The organism is Raineya orbicola (genome assembly GCF_002843425.1).
In the GTDB taxonomy this organism is placed as follows: domain Bacteria; phylum Bacteroidota; class Bacteroidia; order Cytophagales; family Thermonemataceae; genus Raineya; species Raineya orbicola.
Map to the genome: position 1 here is coordinate 47,298 of NZ_NKXO01000019.1, position 18,136 is coordinate 65,433.

The 18,136-nt window shown below is 36.8% G+C and carries 17 protein-coding genes and 1 pseudogene; 16 read left to right on the top strand and 2 right to left on the bottom strand.

What is annotated here, in order from left to right; genetic code table 11:
• Nucleotides 1-15: 15 nt before the first annotated feature.
• Nucleotides 16-1,158: pseudogene (locus Rain11_RS07075) on the top strand (cystathionine gamma-synthase); the annotation flags it as partial.
• 39 nt (nt 1,159-1,197) lie between these two features.
• Here Rain11_RS07075 and Rain11_RS07080 read toward each other — a convergent pair.
• Nucleotides 1,198-3,387 (bottom strand): glutamine synthetase III family protein, encoded by a 2,190-nt coding sequence (locus Rain11_RS07080; protein WP_101358670.1) that lies wholly within the window; start codon nt 3,385-3,387, stop codon nt 1,198-1,200.
• 160 nt (nt 3,388-3,547) lie between these two features.
• On the opposite strand from Rain11_RS07080, the gene trmD reads away from it, so the two are divergent.
• The 15 genes from trmD to Rain11_RS07155 all read left to right on the top strand — a co-directional run bounded on the left by trmD (nt 3,548) and on the right by Rain11_RS07155 (nt 17,700).
• Nucleotides 3,548-4,231, top strand: coding sequence for a tRNA (guanosine(37)-N1)-methyltransferase TrmD (gene trmD / locus Rain11_RS07085; protein ID WP_101358650.1), 684 nt, complete (start codon nt 3,548-3,550; stop codon nt 4,229-4,231).
• Between the two features lie 58 nt (nt 4,232-4,289).
• Nucleotides 4,290-5,330 (top strand): hypothetical protein, encoded by a 1,041-nt coding sequence (locus Rain11_RS07090; protein WP_101358651.1) that lies wholly within the window; start codon nt 4,290-4,292, stop codon nt 5,328-5,330.
• A gap of 100 nt (nt 5,331-5,430) precedes the next feature.
• The gene (locus Rain11_RS07095) at nt 5,431-7,299 is read left to right on the top strand and encodes an ABC transporter ATP-binding protein (RefSeq protein ID WP_101358652.1); all 1,869 of its coding nucleotides are present in this window, start codon (nt 5,431-5,433) and stop codon (nt 7,297-7,299) included.
• A 3-nt stretch (nt 7,300-7,302) separates the two neighbouring features.
• A complete protein-coding gene (locus tag Rain11_RS07100) occupies nt 7,303-7,737 on the top strand; it encodes a GNAT family N-acetyltransferase (RefSeq protein WP_101358653.1) in 435 nt (144 codons plus the stop codon).
• A 6-nt stretch (nt 7,738-7,743) separates the two neighbouring features.
• A complete protein-coding gene (locus Rain11_RS07105) occupies nt 7,744-8,406 on the top strand; it encodes a porin family protein (protein WP_101358654.1) in 663 nt (220 codons plus the stop codon).
• On the top strand, nt 8,403-8,984 hold the full coding sequence (locus Rain11_RS07110) for a DUF429 domain-containing protein (protein ID WP_101358655.1): 582 nt from the start codon (nt 8,403-8,405) through the stop codon (nt 8,982-8,984). Before Rain11_RS07105 ends, Rain11_RS07110 begins: the two co-directional genes overlap by 4 nt.
• A gap of 78 nt (nt 8,985-9,062) precedes the next feature.
• Nucleotides 9,063-9,857 carry a DUF3108 domain-containing protein gene (locus Rain11_RS07115; protein ID WP_101358656.1) on the top strand — a complete coding sequence of 265 codons (795 nt, stop codon included), beginning with the start codon at nt 9,063-9,065 and terminating at the stop codon, nt 9,855-9,857.
• 76 nt (nt 9,858-9,933) lie between these two features.
• On the top strand, nt 9,934-11,196 hold the full coding sequence (locus Rain11_RS07120) for an oligosaccharide flippase family protein (protein ID WP_133121531.1): 1,263 nt from the start codon (nt 9,934-9,936) through the stop codon (nt 11,194-11,196).
• A gap of 132 nt (nt 11,197-11,328) precedes the next feature.
• Complete coding sequence (locus Rain11_RS07125) at nt 11,329-12,021, top strand: class I SAM-dependent methyltransferase (protein WP_165778092.1); 693 nt, start codon at nt 11,329-11,331, stop codon at nt 12,019-12,021.
• Between the two features lie 83 nt (nt 12,022-12,104).
• The gene (locus tag Rain11_RS07130; protein WP_101358659.1) at nt 12,105-12,839 is read left to right on the top strand and encodes a class I SAM-dependent methyltransferase; all 735 of its coding nucleotides are present in this window, start codon (nt 12,105-12,107) and stop codon (nt 12,837-12,839) included.
• A 533-nt stretch (nt 12,840-13,372) separates the two neighbouring features.
• Nucleotides 13,373-14,035: an O-antigen ligase family protein gene (locus Rain11_RS14240; protein WP_243390558.1), complete on the top strand. Its 663-nt coding sequence runs from the start codon at nt 13,373-13,375 to the stop codon at nt 14,033-14,035.
• Entirely contained in the window at nt 14,013-15,191 is a 1,179-nt protein-coding gene (locus Rain11_RS07140) for a glycosyltransferase family 4 protein (RefSeq protein ID WP_101358661.1), read from the top strand. The genes Rain11_RS14240 and Rain11_RS07140 overlap by 23 nt, the downstream gene beginning before the upstream one ends.
• Before the next feature lie 49 nt (nt 15,192-15,240).
• On the top strand, nt 15,241-15,801 hold the full coding sequence (locus tag Rain11_RS07145) for a rhomboid family intramembrane serine protease (RefSeq protein WP_101358671.1): 561 nt from the start codon (nt 15,241-15,243) through the stop codon (nt 15,799-15,801).
• Nucleotides 15,802-15,806: 5 nt separating this feature from the next.
• Entirely contained in the window at nt 15,807-16,292 is a 486-nt protein-coding gene (locus Rain11_RS07150) for an NADH-quinone oxidoreductase subunit J family protein (protein WP_101358662.1), read from the top strand.
• 31 nt (nt 16,293-16,323) lie between these two features.
• A complete protein-coding gene (locus Rain11_RS07155; RefSeq protein WP_101358663.1) occupies nt 16,324-17,700 on the top strand; it encodes an FHA domain-containing protein in 1,377 nt (458 codons plus the stop codon).
• A gap of 6 nt (nt 17,701-17,706) precedes the next feature.
• On the opposite strand, the gene Rain11_RS07160 is transcribed toward Rain11_RS07155, so the two are convergent.
• Nucleotides 17,707-17,970, bottom strand: coding sequence for a hypothetical protein (locus tag Rain11_RS07160; RefSeq protein WP_133121532.1), 264 nt, complete (start codon nt 17,968-17,970; stop codon nt 17,707-17,709).
• Nucleotides 17,971-18,136 lie beyond the last annotated feature (166 nt).

Genomic DNA, 18,136 nt, shown 5'->3' on the forward strand with positions numbered 1-18,136 from the left:
GCACAAAACAAGAAACGTATGAAATTTGCTACCAAAGCCATTCACGCGGGTGTAGAACCCGAACCGCACACAGGGGCAGTAATGACACCCATTTTTCAGACTTCTACTTACGCCCAAGAAGCACCGGGCAAGCATAAAGGCTACGAATATTCTCGCACACACAACCCTACGCGTACTGCTTTGCAAAAAAATCTTGCCGCTCTTGAAAATGGTAAATTTGCTTTTGTGTTTGGCAGTGGATTGGCAGCCACCGATACACTATTGCGGCTATTTCGTCCGGGCGATGAAGTGCTTGTAACCGATGACCTCTATGGCGGTACATATCGGCTTTTTGTGAGAGTAATTCAGCATTTTGGCTTGAAATTTAAGTTTATTCCGATGCAAGATGCTCAAAGTATAGAAAGCCATATCACGCCCCAAACTAAACTGATTTGGATTGAAACCCCTACCAATCCGCTGATGAATATCATTGATATTGAAGCAATAGCCAAAATTGCTAAAAAACATAATATCACACTTGCCGTAGATAATACGTTTGCCTCGCCTTATTTGCAAAACCCTTTGGATTTGGGAGCAGATGTGGTGATGCACTCTGCTACTAAATATTTGGGCGGACACTCTGACGTGGTAATGGGGGTGCTTATCACCAACCGAGAAGATTTAGCCCAAGAGTTTGGTTTTTTGCAAAATGCCGTAGGGGCGGTACCTGCTCCGATGGATTGTTTCCTGATGCTTCGGGGCATCAAAACATTGCACTTGCGTATGCAACGCCATTGCGAAAATGGAGCTAAAATTGCTCATTGGTTACGCTCACACCCCCGAGTAGAAAAAGTGTTTTGGTGTGGCTTCCCCGACCACCCCAACCACGAAGTAGCCAAACGGCAGATGCGAGATTTTGGCGGTATGGTTTCGTTTATCTTGAAAGGAGACGATCTGGAGGAGGCTAAACGCGTAATGAGCAGTTTCAAGGTTTTTACCTTAGCCGAGTCGCTTGGGGGGGTGGAATCGCTTTGTACGCACCCTGCTACAATGACTCACGCCAGCATTCCCAAAGAACAACGCGAAAAAGCAGGATTGAAAGATACACTTATCCGTTTGAGCGTAGGAGTAGAAGATGCAGAAGATTTGATTGATGACCTCAAACAAGCTATCGGATAAAATAAACTGCCCACATTTAGAGTGTGGGCAGTTGTTTTTTTAGCGTATCATTAAAATTTCACGATACTTGGCAAGAGGCCACATTTCATCGCTTATGGTAAGCTCTAATTTATCTACTGCATAGCGAATAGGCTCAAAAAATCCTTTTACTTCCTTGCTGTAAATTTCGGCACGCTTATGAACATCAGCGGTGTTATTGGCGACTTTGCGAGTATCAATCATAGCTTTTACGTTCTTTTGCAAATCATTCACGTAGCCTGCAATTTTTTTAATCACAACCATTGTATTTTCTACCAAAGTGTCCTCAATACCCAAAGCCTTTAAGCTACGCACATATTCTACAAGTCGGTTTTGGTATGAAATAGCCGTAGGAATGATATGATTGATAACCAATTCGCCCATCATACGCGATTCTATCTGTATTTTCTTGATGTAATTTTCTAATAGAATCTCATAACGAGCCTCTAATTCTCTATGCGAAAGAACTTGATGTTTTTCAAAAATTTCAATAGTTTTTTTGCTGACGAAAGCCTCCAATGCTTCTACACAAGAGGTAATATTAGTTAGCCCACGTTTTTTGGCTTCTTTTTTCCACTCCTCTGAATAGCCATCACCTTCAAAAATTACTTTTTTGCTTTCTTTGATATAATTTTTCAGTACGTTGATGATAGCGGCTTCTTTCTTTTCGCCTTTGGCAATGCGTTTATCTACTTCTTCTTTGAAAATTTGTAGCTGATGGGCAACGATAGTATTAAGTACAATCATATTAGAAGCACAATTGGCCGAAGCTCCTACGGCTCTGAATTCAAATTTATTGCCCGTGAAAGCAAAAGGCGAGGTACGATTGCGGTCGGTGTTATCCAAAAGTACAGGCGGAATTTTGTTGATACCTGTTTTCATATAAATATTTTCACCTTTGGCGACTTTCACGGTGGCAGTTTTTTCTAATTCCTCTAAAATTTCATTCATTTGTTTGCCAATAAATACAGAGATAATGGCAGGAGGGGCTTCGTTAGCACCCAAGCGGTGTTCGTTTCCTGCCGACATAATGCTGGCTCTTAATAAGTCGGCATTATCGTGTACAGCTTTGATAACATTCACAAAGAACGTCAGGAAACGCAAATTTTCTTTGGCTTTGGTGCTGGGAGCAAGTAAATTGATACCTGTATTGGTTTGTAAAGACCAATTATTATGCTTACCACTGCCATTGATGCCTGCAAAAGGTTTTTCGTGGAAAAGTACCTTCAAATCGTGGCGGTCGGCAACTTTTTCCATTACGTCCATTAGCAAAAGGTTGTGGTCTATGGCTAAATTGGCTTCCTCAAAGGTGCAGGCACATTCAAACTGGGCAGGGGCTACTTCATTATGGCGAGTGCGAATAGGAATGCCGAGCTTGAGACACTCAATTTCAAAATCAACCATAAAAGCACGTACTCGTGAGGGAATAGAGCCGAAGTAGTGGTCTTCAAGTTGTTGCCCTTTGGGAGGGGTATGTCCGAAAAGGGTTCTACCTGTGGAAACTAAATCAGGGCGAGTGTAATACATTGCCTTATCTACCAAAAAATACTCTTGCTCGGGTCCCAGCGTAGCGATAACACTGGTAACATCACTTTCAAAGTATTGAGCCACAGCCGTAGCCGCTTTATCTACGGCGTGTAGAGCTTTCAGCAGAGGCATTTTGTAATCCAGAGCTTCGCCTGTATATGAAACAAACACCGTAGGAATACACAGGGTTTTAGTGCCATTGTCTTCCATAATAAAAGCAGGCGAGGTGGCGTCCCAAGCTGTATAGCCGCGGGCTTCAAAGGTAGAGCGAATGCCACCACTGGGAAAGGAAGAAGCATCGGGTTCTTGTTGGGCAAGTGCCGAACCTTTGAATTTTTCAATTACTTTTCCATCTTTTTCCACGTCAAAAAAGGCATCGTGTTTTTCGGCGGTACTGCCTGTAAGTGGCTGAAACCAGTGTGTATAATGTGTAACGCCTTTGCTAATAGCCCAGTTTTTCATACCTGTTGCCACATCATCGGCAAGTTCTAAACTGATAGGTTCGCCTTTGGCAATAGCAGTTTTGAGTTTTTTATAGGTATCGGCACTCAAATACTGCTTCATTGCTTCATCATTGAATACATTGCAACCGAAATAATCTGAAATTTTTTCAGAAGGAGGTGTAACTTTTACAAATGGGCGGTCTTGGGCTTGTTTTATAGCCTCAAATCTTAAAATTGACATATTATTTTTGAATTTAAGGTTTAATTTTTGGGCAAAAATCATAAAAAAATATATTTTTTGCAAAAAATAGATTAAATTTTTAACTTATTTTTATAAAAATCAATTTTTGTAAATTACAGATTGCCTTACTAAATTTGAATTTTACAAAAAATTTGCCTTTATGCGTATAGATATTATCAGTGTAGTGCCTTCGCTTTTGGAAAGTCCTTTTTCGCATAGCATACTCAAAAGAGCAATTCAAAAAGGTTTGGTAGAGGTAGTTTTACATAATTTGCACGACTATGGCTTTGGGGGATATAAACAGGTTGATGATTATCCTTTTGGGGGTGGTGCAGGAATGGTGATGATGATAGAACCCATTGACAGATGCCTTTCGGCTCTGAAAGCAGAAAGAAATTATGATGAAATTATTTATCTTACCCCTGATGGAGAACGCTTTACACAAAAAATAGCTAATGAGCTTTCCTTGAAAAATAACCTAATTTTGCTTTGTGGGCATTACAAAGGAGTTGATGAACGAGTAAGAGAACACCTCATAACACGAGAGATGAGCATCGGCGACTACGTGCTTTCAGGTGGAGAGCTTGCGGCGGCGGTGGTTGCAGATGCCGTTATTCGTCTTATTCCGGGCGTACTTTCTGATGAAACTTCTGCCCTTACAGATTCTTTTCAGGATAACCTGCTTGCTCCGCCTGTTTATACACGTCCCGAAGAATACAAAGGTTGGAAAGTACCAGAAATTTTGCTTTCTGGAAATCACAAAGCCATAGAAGAGTGGCGTTGGGAACAATCTTTGGAGCGTACCCGCCAAAAACGCCCTGATTTGCTCAAAAATTTTTGGTAAGATTGAAAAGAACTTTCTCAAATTTTTATTTACTTTTGGATAAAATATAAGTTTGGCTATGCAAATTCTCAATCCGTTGTATGATGTTGTGTTCAAGTATTTAATGGAGGACAACAAAGTCGCCAAACTTTTGCTTTCGGCTCTTATCGGGCAAGAAATTTTGGAACTTATCTTTTTGCCACAAGAGTTTCTTGCCGATTTTGACTTTGATACCGCCAAGAAACGTCAAGAAGAAAATCCAACCATACAATTTTCATCAGGGCTTACCGTATATCGCATAGATTTTTCTGCCAAAATTCGCACTGAAACAGGAGAGGAAAAAATCATCATTATTGAGGTACAAAAAAGCAAGCTCACCAGTGATATGATACGATTTAGAACGTATTTGGGCAGTCAATATGCCAAAAAAGAGTATTTTTATTGGGTAACTTCCCGCAATACAGGCAGACGCTACAAGGCGGGTTTGCCTATTTATGCGATTTTCTTTTTGGGCTATGGATTGGAAGAATATGCAGGTGTGCCTGTCATAGAAATTGATAATTGCGTAAAAGATAAACGAAATGGCGAAATTATTGGCGAAAAGGGGCATTTTATTCCCGCTTTGTTTCATAAAGGAATTGTTGTAAATATTCCATACTTAAAAGAACGCTATCAGAGTGATTTGGAAAAAATTTTGAGTATTTTTGACCAAAACAACCGAAGCGAGGATTTTCATATCTTGAATGTAAAAGAAGAGGATTTTCCTGAAAAATATCGTCCTATTATACGAAGACTGCAAGCGGCGGCACAAGAAAAAACCTTACGAAATAAAATGATAGCCGAAGACGATTATCTGACCGAAATGAATGAATATGAAGAAGAAATCAATGAGTTAGAGAAAAAATTGGTAAGTATTGAGGAGGAAAAGCAAAAATTACAAATAGAAAAAGAAGCTCAAAAAATCCTTGCCGAACAAGAACGCCAAAAAGCTGAGAAATTGGAACAAGAAAAAGTGCAAACAATTCGCCTGATGATAGAAATGGGTATCCCCTTGCAAACTATTCAAGAAAAACTCAATATCAATGAGGAATTTTTACGAAAAAATAACCTAATCCACTAAATTGGAAACGCCTTGCAGAAAGGTTTGAATATTACTGAATTTGAAATAATCTTTGAGGTTGATAGAAGTTTTTTGAAACGGCACAAACTGGTTTGATTTTATGGGAGCAAAAGAAAATACACATTACCAACCTGAACCACTTTTGGAAGTAAAAAATCTTAGCATTATTTTTACAACTTCCAAAGGGGTAATACAAGCCGTGAAAGACATCAATTTTACCGTGTATAAAGGTGAAACTTTGGGCATCGTAGGGGAGTCGGGTTCGGGTAAATCGGTTTCTTCATTGGCGGTGTTGAGGCTTATTCAGGAAGGAATTGGCAAAATTGCAAGCGGAGAAATACTTTTTCACTCGCCTAAATATGGTAAAATAAATCTCTTGGAACTTACAGAAGCTCAGATGCGAAAAGATATTCGTGGCAATGAAATTGCTATGATTTTCCAAGAGCCAATGACCTCGCTAAACCCTGTTTTTACCTGTGGCGAGCAGGTAGTAGAAACTATTTTATTGCATCAAGAAGTTTCCCAAGAAGAAGCTAAAAAACGAGCCTTGACACTTTTTGAAAAAGTAAAACTCCCTGAACCTGAACGAATATTTAAGGCATACCCTCACGAAATTTCAGGTGGGCAAAAACAGCGTGTAATGATTGCTATGGCTCTTTCTTGCGAACCTGCCCTGCTAATTGCCGATGAGCCTACGACTGCTCTTGATGTAACCGTACAGGCAGAAGTTTTGAAACTTATTCAAGAATTGAGCAATGAATCAGAAATGTCTGTAATATTCATTACTCACGACTTAGGCGTAATTGCAGAAATTGCCGATAGAGTGCTTGTGATGTACAGAGGAAATATTTTAGAAAAAAATGATACTTGGGAACTTTTCTATAACCCCAAACACCCCTATACGAAAGGATTGCTTGCCTGCCGACCTCGCTCTAATATGAAAATGAGAGTTTTGCCTGTGGTAGCCGATTTTATGGAAGTTTTGCCCACAGGAGAAATTATTGAAAAAAACAGGCTGGGTTCGATAGGAGAGGCTCTCGTGATGAATGTGGAAATTGAGGAAGATATTATTGAACGCAAAAAAGAGATTTCTCTGCAAAGTAAGCCTATTTTGGAGGTTAGAAATCTGAAAAAGTATTTCCCTATCAAAACCAAAGGCATTTTCAAAAAGGAGGTAGTAGAATACAAAAAAGCCGTTGATGATGTCAGTTTTAATGTATATCAGGGAGAAACTTTGGGTTTAGTGGGAGAGTCGGGGTGTGGAAAAACTACATTGGGACGAATGATTTTGCATCTTACTCCCCCTACGGAGGGCGAAGTAATTTTTGAAGGAAAAAATATATTTGCTCTTAAACCCGAAGAGGTAAGGCAATTGCGAAAAGATATGCAAATTATCTTTCAAGACCCCTACTCTTCGCTCAATCCGCGTATGCCTGTGGGTATGGCGATTATGGAGCCTATGCGACTTTTTGGAATTGGCAAAGATGATAAAGAACGCAAAGAAAAAGTAATAGAACTGCTGGAAACCGTGAGCCTGAAAGCCTCGCATTTCAATCATTATCCTCACGAATTTTCAGGAGGGCAAAGACAAAGAATTGCTATCGCAAGGGCATTGGCGGTAGAACCTAAATTTATTGTCTGCGATGAGTCGGTTTCTGCTCTTGATGTATCAGTGCAGGCACAAGTGTTGAATTTGCTTAATGAACTCAAAGAAAAATATCATCTCACTTACATTTTCATCTCCCACGACCTTTCGGTAGTGCGTTTTATGGCTGATAGAATTTTGGTAATGAACAAGGGTAAAATTGAGGAGATTGGCTATTCAGAAGATATTTACAATAGCCCCCAACAACCTTACACTAAACGTCTTATTCAGTCTATTCCTGAAAGCGATACAGAAGAAATCCGTAAAATTCAAGCTCGTCGTCGTGAAGCTCGTTTAGCTCGTTTGCAAGCCAAAATACGATAAACTATGATAGAGGTTAGAAAGATACAAAATGAAGAAGATTTGCAAAAAGCCTTTGCCATACGAAAGGAGGTATTTGTCAAAGAGCAAAATGTGCCTGCTCAAGAGGAGTACGACAATCACGAAAGCGAAAGCAAGCATTTTTTAGCCTTTTGTAATAATGAGCCTTGTGGAACTGCTCGGTGGCGTTTTACAGAAAAAGGTATCAAGCTGGAGCGTTTTGCTGTGCTTGCTCCTTATCGTAAGCAGAAAGTTGGCAAAGCCATTGTAGAAAGAGTTTTACAAGATGTAAAAAATGATAGTAATTCTGCCGAAAAAATGATATATTTGCACGCCCAAGTGCAAGTAGTAGGTTTTTACGAAAAATTTGGTTTTGAAAAGTTTGGAGAAATGTTCCAAGAATGTGAGATTTGGCATTATGCAATGAAACTCAAAAAATAAATCTTTATGAAAAAGTCAGCGTTTTTATTATTGTTTTTACTTTTTTCTTTTGTGGGCAAAGCACAAGATTACGGCATCAGAGTAGGACCCAACGCTTCAATGGTATTAGGAGGTGATAAAAAGTTGTTTCACACCTTTGATAAGGACAATAACGAAATTGCTACACAGCCTAAAATTGGCTTCAACGTTGGCTTTTATGCTCGTATGCCTTTGAGTGAGCATTTATTTTTCCGCCCTGAAATTGGCTATTCTGCCAAAGGTTTTGCCAACCAAAAGGCTATCTATCAGTATATTGATGCCAAAGTATATCGTTACGACTTCAACTACTTAGACTTTACGCCTCTTTTACAACTTGGCAATCCTGAATATGGTTTGCATATGTTTGTCGGACCGCAAGTAGGGTATTTGTTGCAAAGCAGAAGAAGGCTGGAAAATGAATATGGTAAAATAGAAAATATCATCGGTAAAAAGCCAAGCAGAATAGCTCTAGGAGCTGTGGTAGGAATAGGTTATGAATTTGCTTCGGGTATCAATTGGGCTTTGAGAGCTGAATACAACGTTACCCCTATCGCTTCGGGAGTGAGTGCTAATATCTTTGCTCTGCAAGGAATGATAGGTTATAACTTGTCATCTATCAATGTATATCGCCGTACTCATCGTAATAGATGATAGTAGGTATTGATTTTGGAGCCAAACTCGCAGGAACTACGGCTATTGCTTTCTTAGAAAATCATCAAGTCAGCGTTTTGCAGACACAAAAAAGGCAAGACGCTGATATGTTTTTGTTACAATGGATTGCCAAACTTCAGCCCACCATAATTGGCATAGATGCCCCTCTTTCTTTGCCTGCAATTTATTCCAACACCAGCACCGAAACTGATTTTTTTTATCGCAAAGCTGATAAACTATTAGGAGCGATGTCCCCGCTTTTTCTCGGCGGCCTGACTGCCCGAGCTATGCAACTTAAATTTCAGATTTTACAGAAGTATCCCACTACCACCATTTTAGAAGTATATCCTGCGGCATTAGCCCAAAGGTGGAAACTCTATGAACTAAACTACAAGAAAGATTTGCAGGCAGTAAAGCCAGTTTTAGAGCATATACAGAAAGAATTGCTCTTTACTTTGCCTAATTTACCGAATTGGCATCAGGTAGATGCCGTTTTGGCACTATGTACGGCGTGGCGTTATCAGCAAAATCTTGCAGAGAGTTTCGGCGAGGCTAAAGAGGGAGAGATTTGGGTTTGATTTTTTCGAAAAAATTATTATTTTTGTCCTATAAACTTTGGTACAGATTTTGAAACACTATCAGCAAAATGTTTTGCTATGAAAAAATTTGTACTTACTTCTTTGCTTGTTTCGGCTCCTTTGCTTTTTGCAATGAATGAGCCTGAAAATTATCGTATCATTCGTCAGGAATATTTCCAAAGAGGGGAACATTTGGAGTATTTGGTGCATTTAGGTCCTTTCAATGCGGGTATAGGCACAATTGATATGGATAACAAGCTCTATTTAGTGAATAATCGCCCTTGCTACAAAGTTGATGTGTATGGTAAAAGTATCGGTACTTTGGAAGGAGTAACCAAAATCCGTGATTTTTGGCGTTCTTACATTGATACAGCTTCTATTCACCCACACAAATTTTACAGAAATATCAACGAAGGAGACTATCATAAAGAGGAAACCGTATGGTTTAATACTTTGCAAAAAACTGCTGAAATAAAAGACGAAAAAGGACAAAGAAAGTTTGGAGTTCCTGAATATGTGCAAGATTTGGTGAGTGGTTTTTATTATTTACGTACATTGCCTTTCGAAAAATATAAAGTAGGCGATATTTTAAGTATCCCTGGCACATTAGAAACAGATGTTTATGACTTGAAAGTAGAGTTTTTAGGCAAACAAGAAGCTAAATGCTTGCTCGGTAAAATGGATTGTTATGTACTTTCGCCCATTATGCCTGAAAATCAACTTTTCAGGGGCAAAAGACCTATTAAGGTGTTTATTTCAGCCGACAAAAATCGCATACCTATACGCATACAAGCGGATATGCTCGTAGGACAAGTAGAAGCTGAACTGCAAAAGCATCAGAATATGCGGCACGCACTATTGTTTAAAAAGTAAGATTTTCCAGAATATTTTCTTGTAATGCAGAAGCTCACAAAATTTTTGATAATTTTGTGGGCTAATTTTATTGAACTTGCAGAAAGTAAAAAAAATATTACAAAACGAGTTTATTGCTAATACACTCATAGGTATTTTTATCAGAGGTATTAGCTTTGTTGTGCCTTATTTGCTGATTACCCCTTACCTTATTAGGACTTTGGGAGAAGGTCAGTTTGGGCTTATCTCTTTTTCCATAGGCTTTGTGAGTTTGTTTTTCCCCTTTGCTGAATATGGTTTTTCCCTGACAGCCCCTCGAGATTTGGCTTTATCCGCCAATAATTTTATAGAAGTTGGAAGAATTACAAGCAATATTCTTTTGAGCAAAGTGGTATTGGGGTTGATTTGCTATATAGTAGCGATATTGATCATTGTTTTAGAACCTACGCTTGCAGAAAAACAAACATTGCATTTTTTTTCTTTGATTTTGTTGTGGGGACAAGTACTTATGCCCACTTGGCTGTATCAAGGTTTGGGCAAATTGAAAGAGTTTGCGATTTATACTTTACTTGTCAATCTTTTTTATTTGCTTGTGATTTACTTATTTATCCAATCAGAGAAGGATTATCTGTGGGTAACTTTTGGGCAGGGTGTAGTTTGGATACTTGTGTATGGAGTGGCTTTGGGGAAAATAATTTTTCCAATGAAAAACTTTCTGGTATTTTCAATAAAAAACATTTGGAGTGAACTAAAAAATGGCTTTTTTATCTTTGCCACTAATTTTCTACACTTTTTATTCATTACACAGAATATTGTAATATTAGGTTTTTTTGTTGAGGGAAGTGAGTTAGATAATTACAGCTATGCAGAAAAAATTTATATGGCTTTTAGAGTAGCGGCAGGTATAATTTATCAGATGGCATATCCGAAGGTTTTTTTGCTTAAGCAACAAAATGAGCAACTTGCAGATAGATTTTTACAAAAACTTACATTAGGTATATTCATTTTTTTTGGCTGTGCTGCTATTCTACTTTATTGGGAAGCGGATAAAATCATTAGTTTATTTACAGGAAAAATGAACTTGCAAGCCACTGAACTTTTGCAGATATTGTCATTTTCTATTTTGGCTTATGCTTTAAGTGTTCCATTAGGTCAAAAAATATTGGTTTTTTATAGTACCAGAGTTTTTACTTTGATATTGCTCGCAGTTGTTATTTTCAATATGGTGCTAAATTTATATTGTATTCCTTTGTTAGGGGCAAAAGGAACAGCAATAACTTTATTGCTTACTGAATTATTTTTCCTATTTTTGTCGGGATTTTACGTTTTTTTTGCTAAAAATTACAACTCAAATGGCTGAATTAGAATGTATTTTGTGTAAAATTCCAATGTAAAGAAAATAGACCACTTAGAAACTCGTATTCTTTCAGATTTGTACAAAAAAAGAGCAAAGGTAGAAGTTAGCCACTTTTTTAAGCAGGAAAAAATTGATTTGTGCGAATGTGTCGATTGTGGGCTTTTATTTTACAATCTGATAATTCTGAGAGATGGTAAGTTTTATGAGGATTTGCAGAGTTACGAGGGTTATTATTTAGAAGAAAAATCAGACTATCTGGAATCCTGTAAATATATTTCCGAAAATGATGATGTTTTGGAGGTAGGCTGTGGAGCGGGTTTTTTACTAAATTTTATCAAGCCTAAAAGCTACACAGGTTTAGAGTTTAATGATAAAGCCATACAAATTGCTCAAAGCAAGGGTTTGAATGTAAAAAAAGAGTTTTTACACGAACACGCTCTACAAAATGAAGAGAAGTATGATATAGTTTGCTTTTTCCAAGCACTTGAACACGTTGAAAGTCCAAGAGAATTTTTACAAGATGCCTTAAAATGCTTGAAAAAAGGAGGTAAAATGATTTTGGCGGTACCTGCTGAGGATAGTTTTATTGCTCAGCAAGTCAATTTTTACTTAAATATGCCACCTCATCACGTTTCACGATGGAAGGATAAGACACTCGCAAAAATTAGCGAAATTTTTAATATAAAATTATTTTCTCTGATTCACGAGCCTTTGCTTAATATACACTATGAGTTTTACTATAAAGTGAAAAATTTTGAAATGTTACGTAAAATTTTCGGTATACCATTCAGGAGTTTGGATAATAGTGTTATGTTTCGTAGTCTTTAATGCTATAGCTTTTGCTTGGGCGAAGTTGAAATTATTGTTGGAGAAACCTTATGGAAAGTAAGGACAATCAGTAGTAACAATTTATGAAAAATAACTTTTTTAATTTTCTCGTATCTTGGGGCAAAAAACAAAGTTTTCAGCCCAATTTTATTAGCTTTTTTATCAATCCTTTCTTTTTTATTCGTCTGAGGCTTTTTCAAAAAGTAAAAAAATTTGCCCCACAGATAGAAGGGAAATTACTTGATTTTGGTTGCGGCAGAAAGCCTTATAAAAATTTATTTACAAAAGCAACCGAATACATAGGGGTAGATATAGAACAAAGCGGACACGACCATAGTCTTTCAGAGGTTGATGTTTTCTATGATGGAAAAACAATTCCTTTTGAAAATGAAACCTTCGATGCTATTTTCTGTACAGAAGTCTTTGAGCATATTTTCAATTTAGACGAAATATTAGACGAACTAAAAAGGGTTTTGAAGAAAAATGGTAAGCTACTCATTACAATTCCTTTTATGTGGGGGGAGCATGAAAAACCCTATGACTATGCACGTTATACTTCATTTGCCATTAAATATATTTTAGAAAAAAAAGGATTTCAAGTTATTGCTCTTGAAAAAACGGGCAAGGCTTCTGAAACAATTTTGCAATTATGGATAGCCTATATCAGCGATTTTTTTCCGAAAAATAGATATATTCGTACCTTACTTACTCCTATTTTTATTTTCCCAATGCATCTATTAGGAGGTTTTTTTACATTATTTTTACCACAGAATAAAGATATTTATTTTAATAGTGTAGTATTAGCTCAAAAAAAATGAAACTCAAAAGGCACCATATCATTATTTTTACTATTTTCATTTTGTACGGCTTGAACTATACGATTTTTGAAAGAATATTTTTTTTCAATGAAGTTCTGGCACTCGTAGGCTTCATCTTGTTTTTGAAAAATACATTTAGCGCAAGATTTACATTGAAAATTCCTAAGTCGGCAATATGGAAAATACTACTTGTTTTTTGGGGTATTTGCTTGATACATTTGCTAACTTCGGTTTTATACAAAACAAATTGGTATTATTATTTGAGAAATTCTGTTATTTTTTATGCATCTTTTGTATTTTTTGTAGGTTTTTATTGGAAGGACTACTTTAAAATATTCTTACAAAAAGTCATTGTTTGGTTGAAAGCAATCATTTTTATACCTCTTTTTTTACGCTTGCATTCGGTATTGGATAGATTTGCTATTTCAATTTTTTTCCCATTTTTTTTTAGAAAACTCTCATATTCCACAGCCTTTATATTATTGTCGCTTAATTTTTTATATGCCTTTCTTTTTTCTTCAATGACTGCCGCAATGGTAGGGTGCTTTCTTTTTGTGATTTTGCTAATAAGGCATTATGCACTGATACGTTTGGTTTTAATTGTACTGATAGTGGTTTTTTGGGGTTTAATAGCTTTTTTTAGTCCTTCTTTACAATTGTATCGTGAGGATAGCAAAAGCACAAACTTGTTTGGAAATGTAGATAAAGTTTTACAGGATAACGTTCTTTTACGCATAGATGGTAATTCAACGTGGCGGCTGATATTATGGTACAGACTTACTGTAGATGAATTTCCTCGTAATATCTGGGGCTTGGGTTTTGGAACACCGCTTATTCCATACAAAAAGGGTGCTGATACAGCAGATAGTGATTACAATGACGAACACGACGCTCACGTGATAGGGGCACATAATACTTATGTTACACTTTTAGCACGTTTGGGGATACTATACATTTTTGTATTATATGGTATTTACACGATAGTTTTTAAGGAGTTTTATCGTTTTAGAGCTTACTATGTGGCTCATCAAGAGTATAGTTTCTTTATTGCCTTTTTTACTATTTCTATTATTGGTTTGTTCAACTTGGTTTTAGAAAGCCCTATCTACGCGGGCTTATACTGGTTCTTTTTAGGCACGGTAGCAAAGTCTATTTTTAATCGTCAATTCGCCAATGAAAGTTCTGCAAATTCATAACCGATATACCAAAAAAGGAGGTGAAGACGGAGTAGTAGAAGCTGAAAAAAATTTACTTTTATCTTACAAGCATTCTGTTGAACAACTTTTTTTTGAAAACTCTCAAATTCAAGGGTTTGAAAAAATTAAAATTTTCTATAAAAGCATTTACAACACACAGGCTCAAAGTATTTTAAGAGAAAAAATTAGAACCTTTCAGCCCGATATTATTCATCTGCACAATCTTTTCTATGTTGCCTCGCCTGCCGTTTTGTTTGAAGCCCAAAGGCAAAAAATCCCTTTGGTACAAACAATTCACAATTTTCGTTTAATCTGTGCAGGTTCTTTGCTAATGCGTGAGGGAAAAGTTTGTGAAATTTGCACAAATAAAACTTTTCCAATAGCGGGTATTAAGCATAAATGCTTTCAAAACTCGGCAATCAAATCTGCTCAACTGACAATGGTTACAGGTTTGCACAAATTGCTCGGCACTTGGAAAAACAAAGTAGATGCTTACATCACGCTCACTGATTTTGTTAAAAAGAAACTTATTTACTCATCATTACACTTGCCCGATGAAAAAATCTTCATAAAGCCCAATTTCGTACAAGACAAAGGATTTGCTTCTATTGAGCAAAGACAGGGCTTTTTTTTATTTGTTGGCAGACTTTCGCAAGAAAAAGGTATTCAAACACTTTTAGATGCTACAAAACTGCATAATTTCAAGTTAGAAATTATTGGTGGGGGTGAGTTGGAAAATCTTGTCAGAGAGTATGCTCTTAGCAATCCTAATATCGTTTATCACGGCTTTCAGGGGCAAGATTTTATTTTTGCGAAAATGAAAGAATGTAAGGCTTTGCTTTTTCCTTCTGTTTGGTATGAAAATATGCCTTTGACTATTCTGGAAGCCTTTTCCACTGGTACGCCTGTAATTATTTCAGATATTGATAACCTCAACGAAATAGTTACGAATCATTACAATGGCTTACATTTTCGTACAGGCGAAAGTCAGGATTTAGCCCTAAAAGTGCAATTTTTTGAACAAAACCCTCGTCCCGAACTTTATACCAATGCTCGTAAAACTTATGAAACTCTTTACAGCCCTGAAAAAAATTACGAAAAATTGATGCAAATCTATGAGATAGCTATACAGCGTAAGAGAAATCTCGCAAAATAAAAATTTGCAATTCACGGCAAAAATTTTATTTTTGAAGAAATTTTTGCTTATGAAAATTACGTACAATGCTCCATTTACACTTACCTTCACTCTCATAGCAACGATTATTCACGCTTTTCCGCAGGGTTTTACTGAAAGTTTTTTTGCTGTGGGTACAAATATGGATTTTGGCGACCCGCTTGATTACTTTCGGCTTTTTTCTCACGCTCTTGGACACGCCAACTGGAATCATCTTTTTGGTAACTTTTCTTTGATACTTATCCTTGGACCTATTTTAGAGGAAAAATACGGAACAAAAATGCTCGCTCTGATGTCTTTTATTACGGCACTTGTTACAGGTATTCTGAATGTATTATTTCTGAATACAGGCTTGTATGGGGCAAGTGGCATTGTTTTTATGATGATTTTGCTCTCCTCTTTTACCAATATGAAAGCCAAAGTCATACCCGTAACTTTTATTTTGGTAGTAGTGTTATTTTTGGGTAAGGAAGTAATGAATAGTTTTGAGCAAAATAATGTTTCGCAGTTTGCACATATTTTAGGAGGAATTTTGGGCGGTGTTTTTGGTTTTTTTACCCATAACTTTGAAAAAGACGAAAAAAAGGTTTGAGTTCTATGAATTTTGTTGCAATTGTTTTCATATTAATAGCTTTGGGAATAATAGTTTTCACCAAAAATATGGTGTATGCTGTCTTTTCTTTGTTGGCGGTAATGCTTGGCTTGGTGATTTTATATGTTTATTTAGGAGCAGATTTTGTAGCTACGGCTCAACTAATGATTTACGTGGGCGGAATTTTGGTTTTGCTCATTATGGGAGTGATGTTGGCACCTCGCAACCAAGAAAAAACGCTTATCCCTGTAAATTATCGTAGAAATTTTAGTGCCGCAATAGTAGCATTAGCACTGGGAGGAGTTTTAATGAAGGAAGTCCTATTCCTGAAATTTACTGACGTAAAAAATCCTTTGCAAGCAACTACTGAAAAAATTGGAATTTCTTTCCTTACTGAATATTTGGTAGCTTTTGAAGTGGCAGGCATTTTGCTTTTGGTAGCTTTGGTGGGTGCAAGTAGTATCGCAGGAAAAAAGATTAGCAAATTCTAAAACAATACCTCTTACCCAAATTCAAATTCGTATGAAAACTATTACCATAGGCAGAGCTACAAGTAATGATATTGTAATTCAGGATAATGCAGTATCTAAAAATCATTTAAAAATTACCCAAACTGCACAAGGAGAGTATATTTTAGAAGATTTAGGTTCTACGAATGGTACATTTGTGAATGGCAAACCTGTACGTACTTGCAAATTACAATCTAATGATATTGTAAAAATTGGTGAAACAGTGCTTCCTTGGCAAAATTACTTTCAAAAGGGCTATCAGCAGGCAAATATATCAGGTAATCTTTTGCGTAAAATTAGCATTGGTAGAGCAAATAGTAATGATTTCATTATTAACGATGCCACCGTAAGCAGTCAGCACGCTTTTTTGGAAGTATATGATAATGGCAATCTGCGAATTGTAGATAATGGCTCTACCAATGGTACTTTCAGGCAGGGGCAACGCATACAAACAGCATTCGTCAGTAGTGGTGAATTTATTCAGTTGGGTTCTGTTAAAATCTGTATTGCAGATATTTTACAAAAGCAAACTACAAGCTCTTTTCAACAAAAAACGCCCCAACCGCCCCTTTACAAACCAACCAAGACAAATATTAAGTGGTTGCCTTTTGCAGGGGTGGGAATAGTAGCTTTGGCTTTGATAGTGTTTGCTTTGATTAAGAAAACTGAAAAAAGCCAAAATAAAACTACTCAACAAAATACCCAAGAGCAAAAAGTACCTATCCAAACCCAAGAAGAAAAAGTTTTAGAAGATAAGGAAGAAAAGCCTACCCAAACAAAGCCTAATATAGAAAAGAATGAAAAAAATTCGGTTGCCGACCTTGTTGAAATCTCCGAAAATGCTGTTTTTATGGTAGTAGCTTACGAAAATGGCAGTGCCAAAGGTATGGGGACAGGCTTTTTTATTAGTAATTCGGGTTTGGCAGTAAGCAATCATCACGTATTTTCACCGGGCAATGAGTGGCAAATTAAACTCAAAAATGGCAAACTCTACAATGTGAAACGTATTGTGGAAAGTAATGCTGATTTAGATTATATTATTTTTGAAACTGATGCCCAAGAAGTTGCCAGCCTACCTGTAGCAAGTGAAAATCCTCGCAAAGGCGAGGATATTATTGTGATTGGCAATCCACAAGGATTTGAACTTTCTGTAACCAAAGGAGTGGTCTCGGGTTTGCGAAATTATGACAAATATACAGGTTTTGCAAGTGAAGGCGATACTTATCTGCAAATAGATGCCGCCATATCATCAGGTAATAGCGGCGGTCCTGTACTCAATTTGCAAGGTGAAGTTGTAGGAATTGCTACAATGGTACATCACGGAGGTTCGGGAATTACACAGAATATCAATTTGGCTCTTAATATTCACAAATTGCCTTTACCTCTTTGAAAAGCATCAAGGCACACGTTTGAGTTTAGCCAGTTTTGTACGCATTTCTTCTCGTTTAGCAGTCATTTGGTTAGGTTCGCTATAATAAGTTCCTAAAACTTGTAATCTGACGTACTTATCTTTACGAATGTAAGCTATGGCAGGGGTAGATGCCAAATTATCTCTACTTGGGTCTCTATCTTCAATCATAGCTCCGTCGGGGTCGTTGGGGATAGCCTTCCAAGTAACCGTTTTAGGCGACATTTGTCTGTGATAATCAGCTATTCGCATTCCATATGCAGGTTGAATGCTGATTTGTACGGTGTAATCACGTGAATTATAAGTCTAACTTATTGTTTTCAAGGGATTTAAATAAAAAAACTTAGGGTAATTGAAAAAATGATTAACTTTGAGTTGTACTTTTTAAATATTTAATCATATGAGTCAATTACCTCTA